This is a genomic window from Xanthomonas sp. WHRI 1810A, from assembly GCF_040202885.1.
Taxonomy (GTDB): domain Bacteria; phylum Pseudomonadota; class Gammaproteobacteria; order Pseudomonadales; family Pseudomonadaceae; genus Aquipseudomonas.
Map to the genome: position 1 here is coordinate 141722 of NZ_JBEGED010000009.1, position 11776 is coordinate 153497.

9 protein-coding genes are annotated in these 11776 nt (G+C 47.7%); 3 read left to right on the forward strand and 6 right to left on the reverse strand.

Going from position 1 to position 11776, the window contains the following annotated elements; genetic code table 11:
- Positions 1 to 137: 137 nt before the first annotated feature.
- Positions 138 to 353 (reverse strand): helix-turn-helix transcriptional regulator, encoded by a 216-nt coding sequence (locus ABQX22_RS26960; protein WP_441005295.1) that lies wholly within the window; start codon positions 351 to 353, stop codon positions 138 to 140.
- A 951-nt stretch (positions 354 to 1304) separates the two neighbouring features.
- On the opposite strand from ABQX22_RS26960, the gene ABQX22_RS15220 reads away from it, so the two are divergent.
- On the forward strand, positions 1305 to 2273 hold the full coding sequence (locus ABQX22_RS15220; RefSeq protein ID WP_236534499.1) for a DUF932 domain-containing protein: 969 nt from the start codon (positions 1305 to 1307) through the stop codon (positions 2271 to 2273).
- A gap of 173 nt (positions 2274 to 2446) precedes the next feature.
- On the opposite strand, the gene ABQX22_RS15225 is transcribed toward ABQX22_RS15220, so the two are convergent.
- The gene (locus ABQX22_RS15225) at positions 2447 to 2794 is read right to left on the reverse strand and encodes a helix-turn-helix domain-containing protein (protein WP_236534498.1); all 348 of its coding nucleotides are present in this window, start codon (positions 2792 to 2794) and stop codon (positions 2447 to 2449) included.
- 133 nt (positions 2795 to 2927) lie between these two features.
- Here ABQX22_RS15225 and ABQX22_RS15230 point away from each other — a divergent pair, with 133 nt between their 5' ends.
- Positions 2928 to 3281 carry a hypothetical protein gene (locus ABQX22_RS15230; RefSeq protein WP_236534497.1) on the forward strand — a complete coding sequence of 118 codons (354 nt, stop codon included), beginning with the start codon at positions 2928 to 2930 and terminating at the stop codon, positions 3279 to 3281.
- 72 nt (positions 3282 to 3353) lie between these two features.
- A complete protein-coding gene (locus ABQX22_RS15235; RefSeq protein ID WP_349800683.1) occupies positions 3354 to 4169 on the forward strand; it encodes a hypothetical protein in 816 nt (271 codons plus the stop codon).
- Between the two features lie 53 nt (positions 4170 to 4222).
- On the opposite strand, the gene ABQX22_RS15240 is transcribed toward ABQX22_RS15235, so the two are convergent.
- From ABQX22_RS15240 to ABQX22_RS15255, 4 genes are read right to left on the reverse strand one after another with little or no spacing between them, the layout of a single operon-like run.
- Entirely contained in the window at positions 4223 to 6577 is a 2355-nt protein-coding gene (locus ABQX22_RS15240; protein ID WP_236534495.1) for a DUF262 domain-containing protein, read from the reverse strand.
- 19 nt (positions 6578 to 6596) lie between these two features.
- Positions 6597 to 7439 carry a phosphoadenosine phosphosulfate reductase family protein gene (locus tag ABQX22_RS15245; RefSeq protein ID WP_024668980.1) on the reverse strand — a complete coding sequence of 281 codons (843 nt, stop codon included), beginning with the start codon at positions 7437 to 7439 and terminating at the stop codon, positions 6597 to 6599.
- The gene (locus ABQX22_RS15250) at positions 7436 to 10780 is read right to left on the reverse strand and encodes an ATP-binding protein (protein ID WP_236534493.1); all 3345 of its coding nucleotides are present in this window, start codon (positions 10778 to 10780) and stop codon (positions 7436 to 7438) included. The genes ABQX22_RS15245 and ABQX22_RS15250 overlap by 4 nt, the downstream gene beginning before the upstream one ends.
- Positions 10767 to 11705: a DUF4007 family protein gene (locus ABQX22_RS15255; protein WP_024668982.1), complete on the reverse strand. Its 939-nt coding sequence runs from the start codon at positions 11703 to 11705 to the stop codon at positions 10767 to 10769. The genes ABQX22_RS15250 and ABQX22_RS15255 overlap by 14 nt, the downstream gene beginning before the upstream one ends.
- Positions 11706 to 11776 lie beyond the last annotated feature (71 nt).

The following is an 11776-nucleotide window of genomic DNA, read 5'->3' on the forward strand; positions in this document are numbered from 1 at the left end:
TAACATAGATACCAATACTCAAGCATCGCCAAAACAGCGTAATTTACGGGCAACAATGTCGCGACACCTAAGGAAACACGGGCAATCTAGACAAGCTGATAATATAAGTTAGATCCCCGCTAGCTCTCCAACCTCAGCTATTTGCTCAACCAGTCACTTAACCATTTTTGCACATCCGCTTCCAACCACCCCACAGCGCTCCCTCCCATTTTGAATGGTTTAGGGAATGTCTCGTCGTAACGCTTCGACTCAGGATTAATACGGTCGTAGATAGTAGAGCGAGAGAGGCCCAAGCAGGCGCACAATTGCTTCATCCGGAGGACTTTTACGCCCATACTAGAATATTCCTGCATATCCGATACCTCGTAACTTCGTCTTGTGACGTAACGTACGTTCTCTCAAGCCCACAGTCATTACGTTTACTTCTGGTAAAAAATTCCCTGCAAACGCTGGTTTTGGGGAGGCTACTAGCATGACGGAATCACTTCGGGTTCGTCACGCTCAACCCAGCAAGCAATATCCACATGGGGACACCAGCAAGAAAGCGGCAGCTGCTCGACTTCACCGTTAAACTTCGAGCGTTTTTAACCCACGAAATATATCTCGACATGGTATAGACAAGGATTAATTAGTAGCGTATCACGCGCCTGTGTGCGCACGCGCGGCGCCTTGAAAAGTTGGTTCCCGTTAGAGGAATGTTGGTTCCTTTTGCTTAGAGAACCAACATTTAAACCATGCCAGGTCATATCAAAAAAAAGCGACCATAAGCCGTTTCAATCTAAAAAACATGCTTTATGGCAATGCCAAGGAAATAACAATCTTCGATTCGAAACTTTTAGAAACTCACATCATTGCTTTGACAAATCCCACTAGGAGCTTACCGATGTCATCGCAATGCCCAGCATGCAATTCAACCAAAATCGCATCACTTAAAACCGCAATGAAAATCGGCGCAACCGCCGGGGCAGTTGGCGGCATAGCACGAGGAGCCAGCGCCGCTTTAGCTGGTGGCCAATTCGGCGCCGCCATGGGCTCAACCCTAGGACCGCTGGGGTTGGCGTTAGGCGCTTTCTCGGGCGTAATCCTGGGTGGCCTGGTGGGTGGCGTAGGTGGATGTGCGCTAGGCGCCCAGCTAGGTGAAAAACTGGATCGTCACGTTTTGGCAAATAACCTCTGCCTGATCTGCGGGCACCGCTTCAACCTCCCAACCTCTTCGCCCCGCCCACTCCGCTAACAAACACACCCGTTGATGCTGCGCAGAGCGCAGCACTTTATGCCGCCTCACGCCTTTAGGAATTTGAACCATGGCTCATCTCATAGAAACAATGGCCTACGCTGGCGCCACCCCGTGGCATGGCTTGGGTAATCAGCTCTCCCCAAAGCAACCAATCGAAGTCTGGCAACGCGAAGCCGGAATGGACTGGCAGATCCAAGAAAGCGCAGTTCATTTCAAATCAGATGCTATCGGCCACCTGAGCGCCATCCACAGCTTCCCAGAACAAAAGGTGCTATATCGCTCCGACACAAAAGCGCCTCTGTCAGTCGTCTCGCAGCGTTATCACACGGTACAACCTAGGGATGTTCTGGAGTTTTACCGTGATCTCACCGAGGTCTCCGGCTACGAGCTGGAAACCGCTGGCGTATTGAAGGGTGGTCGCAAGTTTTGGGCACTAGCACGTACCGGTCAGGGTACAGCACTACAGGACAATGATCGGGTCAACGGCTACTTGCTTCTGGCCACTTCCTGTGACGGTACACTGGCGACCACAGCAACGCCGACCACCGTTCGCGTAGTATGCAATAACACGCTGGCCATCGCGCTGGATGGCAATACGCACGCAATCAAAGTGCCTCACAACACCCGCTTTGACCCCGATACAGTGAAAAAGCAGCTCGGCATAGCAGTATCAGGCTGGGACGAATTCATGTACCGCATGCGCCATCTCGCTGAACGCAAAGTTCAGTGGCATGAAGCTCTGGGCTACTTCATGAGCGTGCTGTGCGACACGTCACCAAGCGACAACCTCCCAGGGCAACTGCCCAACGAACGAGCGCTGCGTAAGGTACAGGAACTTTACGAGGGCCGTGGTCGAGGCAGCCAGCTCGCATCTGCGCGAGGTACTGCATGGGGCCTACTCAATGCAGTCACGGAGTTTGTCGATCACGAGCGTCGAGCACGCAGCACCGAATACCGAATGGACTCTGCATGGTTTGGCCAAGGCGCGCAGATAAAACAACGCGCCCTAGATCAGGCCATTCAGCTTGCTGCGTGACATTAAAGCCTCAAGTGCATAGCGCCCGGCCAGCTATAAAGCTGACCGGGTGTCTTTATTTCATGAAAGCCAATCCGTTGAGTGATCCCCAGAACGCTCACACAGCGCTACGCCTGATCAGATCAGCACCAAACAGAGCCACTGAGACCTTAGCGTTACCAGGAAGCTTATGACTACCTGCCGCTGAGCCGTCCTACTAGCTGCTCGATAATGCCCACAACAAGCTCACGATCCTGCTCTCCAATCCTCGCGAGCAAGCCGTAAACACGCCGTGCCTGGTCCTCAGGTCGCGAGCTCCCTTCAGTCAGTAGATCAGCCGCTTCACAACCGAACACGTCCGAGAGCTCGACCAAACGTTCAATATTCGGCATTACGACTCCACGTTCGATTCGGGAGACCGCCTCAACGCCAATCCCAAGCGCCTCGGCTACTTGCTCCTGCTTCAACTCACAATGAATTCGCTGGCGCGCAATCGCCTGCCCCACACGCGTCCTCAGCTGCTTTGATTCGGTTGTCGTCATGCCACCCTCCAGTCCGACCTGGATGGTTGGGCATCAACCTATTGACATGAAGGACCTATAAAACCGAGACTCAACCCTAAAGGTTGATTGCCGACCTTCTAGTACCTCTTTCTACCCGCAGGGAGCTCTAAATATGAATGTCGTAAGCGGTCTGGATGAAGCGGCTGTCGAGGGCCTTGTAAGGTCCCAGGCCACTTTTGAGGTCATTGGCCTTAGGGGTAATTTCAAGGCAGGCATCAAGATGGTCGAGACTAAAATTGAAAGTCTGGGAATGAAATGCCGAGTAAAAAGCGATACCAAAAGCGCCTTAGCTCAAGGTGGTGCGTTTGGTGCGGTACTAGGCATATTGTCTGCCCCTGTGACGATAGCCGCTGGCGTAATCGGCACGGCAGCTTGCGTAGGCCATGCTCTGTCGACTTACAACCCTGATTACGAGATCCTCAAGGACTACATTAACAAGAAGCTGATTGTCCGCTACAAGAAGTAGTCCGTCTCACTTCATCGAACCCTGCCCGAACAATCATCTACGTAAATACCCGACCTTCAAAAGGAAACGGCTATGACAAGCCATCTACGAAAAGTATTAATTGCTATATCGATATTTTTTAAATGGACTACAGCAAGTGCACAAGTAGATTACGGAAGCATGTATTCCCCGAACCTGCCCAACGAAATGAGCATGGAAGGCCTACCCTACGCTATACCTTGCGCTAAGGCCAAGAATCAGTACGGAGCGGATTTTTATCGATGCACTTGGTTTACGCTACCAAGAAACATTACTCAATGGAATGCACAACAAGAGCGAAACGTTACATTTAGCAACCAGCTTAGCGGCAATTGCAGAAGAGGGAAGTGTTTCGTCGCAAACGAGTCTGGGATCTATGGCATCTATAACCAAGATATCAACTTTAGCCTCTCTATCTATTATTACATCTACGAAAGCAAAGACGGCTACCCAATTGCATACCTATTAAGCGGCGGCCCTGACAAGAATGAAAGAACAGTTACTTACTCGGAAGCGAAAACAATTCTCCAAGATTTTTTGCTGGACCGAGGTATAAACCAGAGCACCGTAAAAGACATGATCGACAAATACGACCTAGATACGCAGGCGCTCGGTGACGCCACAGTTGATGACACCCCAGAATCTTCCGATCAGCAGCTCACCAAACCCACCAAAAATGTAGTTGTCGCAAAAGCCTGGTGTAACCCTCGGGCTGACGATGAATGTACGATAAATGATCAAAAGGTGCCCAAGGCAGATCTTAAACAGTACCTACCTGAGATCTACGAAATGGAGGTATTAAACGCCGGTGGCTACTGCGAGCATCCGATTTGCTATGACAAGCATGATAGGCCGGTCGGAATTCATTAAAAACAGGCACGGGTATCCGTGCCTGTTTTTTTATCACAACCAGTATCGACCTCTTAATGCAGCCACGGCATTAAGCGATCCCACGCCAGACCGAGTAGTCTTCTTGATCTTTCGTCTATAAACTCTACGCTCCATTCTTGCGAATATGCTCCAAGTGCCGTTAAATGCGGCATATGTGATGACATCTGAGCAAGTTGCTGAGTTGAGTCGGGAAGACTAATCCCCGCATCGGAAGCAGCAGCCAGTATAGACTCTGCTTCTTGGTGAGATGGAGCCCCTAAAGCTTTGTAGAGAACTCGCTTTTCACTCCACGGTCGATTGCCTAATGAACTGTTGGCATCAGACTGAACAAGCACCAGATTACCAATCCGATGAACAGCCTCTCTATTCACGTAATTATTTTTATCCCAGCCTTCCGCAGACGTTTGCGGGGAGACGTGTTCGAGAGACAAATGACGGTCGTTTATATAGCCTTCATAAGTGAGGCAGGGCGACGAAAACTGTTTACCCAAAACTATCAGCCCATTTCCTGCTGGATCAGCTATAGCGTCGTGATAAGCTGCCAGGAGAATAAATCTTGCAGTGGCCCGACTGTTCTGATACGCGGGAATTTGAGATGCATCGCTAACAAATCTCTCTCGATCAACCATTCCGCCATGATTAGGATGAGTTAAGCGTGCACGTAGCTCTTGCTTTAATTTTGCAACATCAACAATCGGCTCAGGCGAATCTGTGTTTCCTGAGCGGTTCTTCCGTGCAAGTGGCGGGAGCCCCGTTAGCGAGCTTACAGATGTTAAGACCTCTCGATACTCCTGGTCTATGTTCGCAGTACCCCGGTGGGACGCTCGCCACAGAACAGAAAAAGCCGCCATGGCCTTAATAGCCTCTTCAAAATCAGATATCTTCTGAGCTCTTTCATTATCTGAAGCAGAGATGGCAACCGAATAAAATCTTACAAGAGGAGCGAGGACGACAGTATGCTTCAACTCTCGAAAATAGCTAAGGCACAGCTTTACAAAATCTGTAGTAGCATCAACAGGGAGATTTGCTAAAGAAGGAGTTTTATCATTGAACTCCCATGAGTGCTGAATAAAAGTGGCTACATCTCGCAAGTGTGCTACAAACTGTACCCTTTTCTCTTTATCAGACTCATACCTTTCAAATTCTTCCTTTAAATATCGCCGCTGATCCGCCAAACGCTTTGAAAGCTTCTTACCAGTTTCTGCTGCGGCAAAATAAATTAATAAATCCGAAGTTGCAGCTTGTAGCCTATCACCAACTTTAAAACCAGATAGATAATCAGATACAACGTTCAAACAACGTCGAGATTCAGACTGCTCAAACTTAGCCAACGTCTCAGCACTTACAACCCGAGGCTTAAATGTTTCATAGGCCGTGAGTGGCTCTCCCGTGGTATTCAGAGACTCAAAGACTGTAAAGGCATAATCCTCATTCTTACCTCTCACCACAGTCACGGCAACTCTATTAAGCAAGTAACCTGCTAAAAGTATCAGATGCAAAAGACCAGTATATTCTTGAGAAACCTCGGCAGATTCCAACTCATCAATTACTTCCTGCGGAAATTCATGATTAAGCAATGCCTGCTGAAGAGGTTTTGCTGCAAGAACCTCTTTAGTCGTTGGCAACTCTTCGAGCTCTTCTCTTCTTACACCACCCGTAGCTATAGGCTTGAAAATCTTCGACAGCTGAATATATCGTTCAACTAATGCGTCCTCGCCTTCGATGCGACTTTCTCTTTTCTGAGGTTTGAACTCAAGTACTTTATCACCACCCAAGGTAGCTATATATTTGGCAATCAGATTGGCGATGGGGGACTCGTATTTTGCAAGATGAGCACTTCGCGACCACTGATCATCAAACGACCTAATCATTCGAGGATAAAGAGGTGAGTCTCCGAACGCTTGCCGCTCATGAAAAGTTGCCGCTAGCTCCTCCATTACTCTGCGAGCCTGACCGTCTAACCACAAGAGTGCGGCAGGCCACTCACTGGGCGCCAGGGACTTATTAGACTTTAAAAGTTTGCTATGGGCCAGACCAATGTTGTTGTGCAGAGCCAAACAAACTAATAATAAGGTAGTTAAACGCTGCTGCCCATCTATAACTGTCAGCAGTTTACCCGGCACATCTTGGCGAACTATAGGCTGGACTGTTGTGTAATTTATATCGTGTATCGTGATAACCGTACCGAGAAAAGTAAAGCTTTCATCACTCCCGACCAGCATAGCGTAACCATGAAGTGTATCCTCAACCAACTTACTCACTTTATCGGCGTCCCAACCATAAGGACGCTGATACGGAGGCACATACAAACCTAAGCCACGCTCACTCAACAGCTCGCGAACTGTCTTTGAATTTGCCTCAAAAATATCCTTTGCTTCCATTGGCATTTAAAACACTCCTAATAGGTTATTTATGGCAAACTAGACAGGCACCACCGCCTTCATCTAAGAAATACAAATCATCTATATCTGTAGGCTCCCCATCCGCGACTCGCAATGGGTTAGGCTTTCTTCGTGCTAAATCTCGCGCTTTTCGAACTGCAAAATCCTGTTTTATTTGTGCCACACGCTCTGGCTTCTCTAAATCATTTAATGATTCACCCTGACTCCAGGTAAAGGGTGAGCCACTATCGACAGCGTTTTTTTCATATTCTTTTGCTTCTTCAAAGCGATCTGGATGATTCTGCTTAAGATTCACCCATTCAATTTTTTGCTGAAAAAAACAAAAGGTACATCCGCTCCTAGATCGCCAATCATAATACTTTGGTAAGCCCAAACCTGACGCTTCCAAAATATCAATTACTCCTGGCTTATCTACGCCACCTTCTCTGAATGGTAGCTTGACCACGAGATTGTCTTCCCTCGCAATCATACCTTCACGGTGTTCCTCGTCGGCGCGGATTGCTACGTAGCTGTAGACTCTGTCTCCCGCCTTTAACCAGGGATGAATCCACTGTTTAAAAGGATCTAATTTCAGCTTTCTTGTACACCACCGAGTGTTGGCCGATGGTAAAAAATTATTGTATTGACGAAGCCAAAAATCAAAATCCCTATGTGGATTAAGACGCTCGATTGGCTTACCAAGAAACCCCTCCAAGCGCCCTAAAAACTCGTACACCTCAGGAAGTTCTTTTCCCGTATCCGTAAAGAAATACTTAATATTTAGATCGGGATAATGCTGACTCATGTATACAGCTAGTGCAGCACTATCCTTACCGCCAGACAACCCTAAAACATGATGCTCAGTCATTTTGAGTTCTCCTGAACTCGCTGACTCATAAGGAGAGCTCCCGCTTCAGCCAGTGCGGCAATAACGATTTCTCGACTCTCGCTTTGGGTCATCGCGAGCAAACGCTTTACTACTTCATCAACAGCTACAACATCGCTTTCGGCGATATCAATAGAACCTGTCGCATCCTGACCATGCTTCGCACCAAAAACCACGCCAATGACCCTACGGGATGCTGGCCGGCCGTGGAGAGGAGCCATGGCTTCCTCTTTTCTAATTTCTATTGACCATGAGCCAATTTGCGACAAAGCAGCGTCAATATCACGATCCACCCATTGAGCAGGCGGCTTACTAGTTGCGAGGCTAATTATTTTTTCAATGCTTTCAGTATCATCCACATAAGTTTCTAATCTTGTGGCGAAAGCATCCAGCAAAAAATCTCCGGTAATACCCTTAACCCCAGCAGCCCGCTTTTGTAATGCCTCAACGTCTCGCCCAGTATGATCCAATGCCGCGAAAAGCTTTTCCTTAACCCGAGCCAACATCGCAGGATAGGCCGAAAACAGCTCATCAGTTACTAGTTTCAATTTAGCAATAAGATCATCTGAATCAAGAGCACCAAGCACTGTTGGCAAGTCGGCAAATATCACTTTGTGAGGATCATTAGCTTTTAGAAGCATAGCCCTAACATCTTGAGCCATCTGGGAGACCGTGGATGTGCGCCTAGTCCAAGCAGGCAAACCAACCACCATACTTACTAAGCCACGGGCAGCATCCAAAGGTTCAACATCAGCTCCATTCTGAGAAAATATTGAAACAGTCTCAGCAATTGCCGACACAAGCTTTACTTTATCCTTAGAAGCTTCAACAAATTGAAATTTAACCCTTTTTGGGTCTTGAAGCCATTCATCTATTGCGGCCTCTGTGATATCCGGAGTAAAGCCACCGTCAATATACATTGCCAGCGCGGAACGATTTGATAGAAAAAAGGCTAAGGCCAAGACCGGCATCAAGCCCGAGCGAATGCCATAAGGCGGAGCAGCCCAGAATTCATATAAGTCAGCTAGCGACACCGTGCTCTTGGGTTGCAACAGGTAGCTCTCTGTATCCCACCATAAAGAGCTCATGTCATTGTACTTGTACCCTTCTAGTGGCTCACCAAAAGCCCAACCCTCTCCTCTTTCAGCGTGCAGTCCCGTGCTGTGAAGAACGGTATAATAGAGACCAGCATCAGCAGGATGACTCTGATAACCTAACTCGGGTTCAAAAGTATAAGCTATCATCCGATACAGCAGGTCTTTTCGGGCCTTACTTGAATTGCTAGATAGCTCTTCTCTATTTATTAACTCGCTAAGTATCCTAGGAGCTTTATAATATATATCCTTGGCAATCCCCGAGGCTATTACTGAAAGAGATGCAGTTCTAGCTCTCACCTGAACGACACCTTTGTAATACCATCTCGATAGACTAAAGGCATCAGTCAACTCTTCCTCAAGCGAGGATCTAATTGCTGCTACTCGCCCGTTCAACTCCCGCTTCGCGACAGAGTCACCTTCAAGCTCCGGCCTAGTACGCATTACTCTTTCCGAGGCAGCCAATTCAAGACTTAAATCAGCGATTTTTTCTGCGTTAGCCGGCACACCAAAAAGTAGTGCACGCTCGATATTTTCCGAGCTTAGTTTCTTGGCTTGTGAGTCAGCAGCATTTGCCGACTGCCCGACTTCAGGCAAACAAAGAAGAAATGCGCCAACACTACTTCTTTCTGGCTTCAGCTTCTTCAGATACTCACCCGCCTCAGACAAACGGATTATCTGCCGACTAAACCATCGCATTGTTCCAGTTTCTTGATAGAGTCTTTTCGCCAATACTGGCTGAAGATCACTTAAAGCTGAAACTTGGGAAAGCGCATATGTACCTATTTCATATCTAGCTTGATTAACTGCAGCCTCAATATCAAAATCACTTCCAGCATAAACTCCATAAGCGCCTAGGTGCTTACGCTCAATCAAAATCTTCCAATTAACTAGATTTATTAGCGTTTTATGTATATCAACAGAGGAAACTCCAGGAATTGAAACCGAAAGCACTTTCTCTTCCGGCACGATTCCTGAACCATTTCTAAACATCTCAATCAGAGCAACAACCTTTGTCAACTCAACATGCAGGCTATCGCCCTTAGCCTCTGCTCGCTCAACTGCATCACAAGCAACGGCCCATCGATGACCATCGGTAGAAGCAATTATAGCTGGCTCGAGGTTGGCCTTTAAATAATCCCAATAGCGCGCTGGCCCGTATGTTAAATGCTCAGAGCAATTGGTTCCTTCTAAAAACTCAAGAAAGCCAAGCGGTTCACGAGAAGCTAAAAAACCAAAAGTGCTTCTCTCATTTTGGCCAAAACGTCGTTTTGATATCGGCCCCAGAAGTGCAGCGGTAATCGGATGAAGTGGCCAGCATTTTACCAGTCCTGCGCCCATTCCAAGTGGAGTACTTGGCCTCCTGGCTTTTATGGACTTAGCGATGACATCCGACTGAGCGCGAGCATCAACCAAATGTTCAACCGTCGACACCTCGATAGCTTTGCCGATAAGTTCAACGACTTCATCCGTAGCCGAAACTAACGGAATATCAACAAATCGACCTTGAACCTTAGCCCAATCATCTTGCGACTGCCTGCCCAACCTGGAAGCATATGCATCAAAAGCCTGATGCAAAATACCTACAATTATCAACTTTCCGTTACTGCGGCTCGCAGCCTCGGCAAGCTCCTGAAATATGTAAATATCATCGCCATCTTGGGCCGCCGCTTCTAGCAACTTACCCAACTCATCAATTACTAAAAGAACTCCTTGAGGATGGAGTTCTGCTGTAGAGACAATCTCACCTACCACATCAATAGCTTTTTTCTTAGGTGGCGCCTCTCCCTTGGCCTTCGCCAAGGCATTTGAAAGTTCGCTCACAATACTAGCTCTCTTGCCTACGATAGGCACAACCACCCAACCGTCTTCACGGGCGTCAAAAGCTCTGTAAACAACGTTATCGGTAGGAAGATCTAAGATGCTTTTCGCTTTTGCCCTAACTAGCTGGTTTGAGCCTACCAAGGAACAAAGCATTAGAGCGAGGGAAGACTTACCTCCTCCATACGGACCTGTCCACGTAAATGCTCTTTGCTTTGTTTCAGTAATTTGGCGAGCCATATTTTCCAGCAATGCACGCGCAGTCCCTTGGCATACATACCCAGACAATGCGTCATCGCGACCTAGATCGGCATCAAGCCTAACAGAACGAAGAAATTGCCGAGAAATATGAACTACATCCGAAAGCTTATTGACGTTCGGCTCTGCATTCTGCTTAAGCTTTGGCATAGGCGGCCTTCAAAAATGTGCTCTTTGCTTTTTTAATATCGTTCAAGGCATTCCCCTGTCGAGTAACTTGCCGGATACCAGCTTGTTCCGTCCACAGAAGCTGGCCTTTACTTAGCTGTTCAAGCCCCATCAGGCGATCAGCTACGGCATGCTCATCCAGTTTGAAAACCCTTCCAGGAGAACCATAGTCGTGAGCCACGCGATCAAAGGCCATAACTGAACCGGACTGACCCAAATTCTCCCAATAATCAAGTAGGGCATACGCAAATACCCCATCAGGTAATGATCGTTTGGCGCCACGCCGAAATTCGAAACTATCTTTGGTGTTTTGCTGAATCAAACCCAATTCACCAAGAAGAGGCTCACTTATTTCCTCAGGAGAATCGCCCCCAAGCTTTGGGACATAGCTTCTAATACAACACTCGACATCTCTTTTAAGAGTTGCAAGTGAAATACGTAGATTGTGTTCGGAAATCATTCCCGACAAGGCATCGACAATGCTCTCTCGCTTAAATACCTGCTGAACTACATGGTTATAGATGAAATACCATGTCGTGGTCTTCTCCGGGCTACTTGCGAGAAACCAATGCATGAGCCAAGTGGTTGCAGGTTGCTCAGCAAATGGGTCAAGCCCGGTTTCTGGATCAAACAGCATGTCTGCCAATTCAGTTGGCACGAATCCACCATCTGACTCCTCGATGATGTGACAGGCTGTAGCCCAAAACCTTATAGACGTGACCATATTTTTCCCCACCCCGAACCGAGCGATGGCGGAATCCTCCGAAAATACGGTCTTGGGCGCGGTAAGCCCTAGATTCCTATAATAGGCAACAGCATCATAAGCCTTGCGTAGCCAAAGCTGACGAAGGGGGAAGGTCTCGTGACCCGAGAATTGGGGTCGTTGGTTAGGGCGTAATATGATCATAGGCACCAATACTATCCCAGACTGGATGGAGTCACCAGTCTGATAAGGTAGCCATAGTACTGTATAAATAC

What these genes read in the sequence shown, in the direction of transcription:
- ABQX22_RS26960 (WP_441005295.1), bottom strand. Translation starts at nt 353, where the DNA reads ATGCAGGAATATTCTAGTATGGGCGTAAAAGTCCTCCGGATGAAGCAA.
- ABQX22_RS15220 (WP_236534499.1), top strand. Translation starts at nt 1,305, where the DNA reads ATGGCTCATCTCATAGAAACAATGGCCTACGCTGGCGCCACCCCGTGG.
- ABQX22_RS15225 (WP_236534498.1), bottom strand. Translation starts at nt 2,794, where the DNA reads ATGACGACAACCGAATCAAAGCAGCTGAGGACGCGTGTGGGGCAGGCG.
- ABQX22_RS15230 (WP_236534497.1), top strand. Translation starts at nt 2,928, where the DNA reads ATGAATGTCGTAAGCGGTCTGGATGAAGCGGCTGTCGAGGGCCTTGTA.
- ABQX22_RS15235 (WP_349800683.1), top strand. Translation starts at nt 3,354, where the DNA reads ATGACAAGCCATCTACGAAAAGTATTAATTGCTATATCGATATTTTTT.
- ABQX22_RS15240 (WP_236534495.1), bottom strand. Translation starts at nt 6,577, where the DNA reads ATGCCAATGGAAGCAAAGGATATTTTTGAGGCAAATTCAAAGACAGTT.
- ABQX22_RS15245 (WP_024668980.1), bottom strand. Translation starts at nt 7,439, where the DNA reads ATGACTGAGCATCATGTTTTAGGGTTGTCTGGCGGTAAGGATAGTGCT.
- ABQX22_RS15250 (WP_236534493.1), bottom strand. Translation starts at nt 10,780, where the DNA reads ATGCCAAAGCTTAAGCAGAATGCAGAGCCGAACGTCAATAAGCTTTCG.
- ABQX22_RS15255 (WP_024668982.1), bottom strand. Translation starts at nt 11,705, where the DNA reads ATGATCATATTACGCCCTAACCAACGACCCCAATTCTCGGGTCACGAG.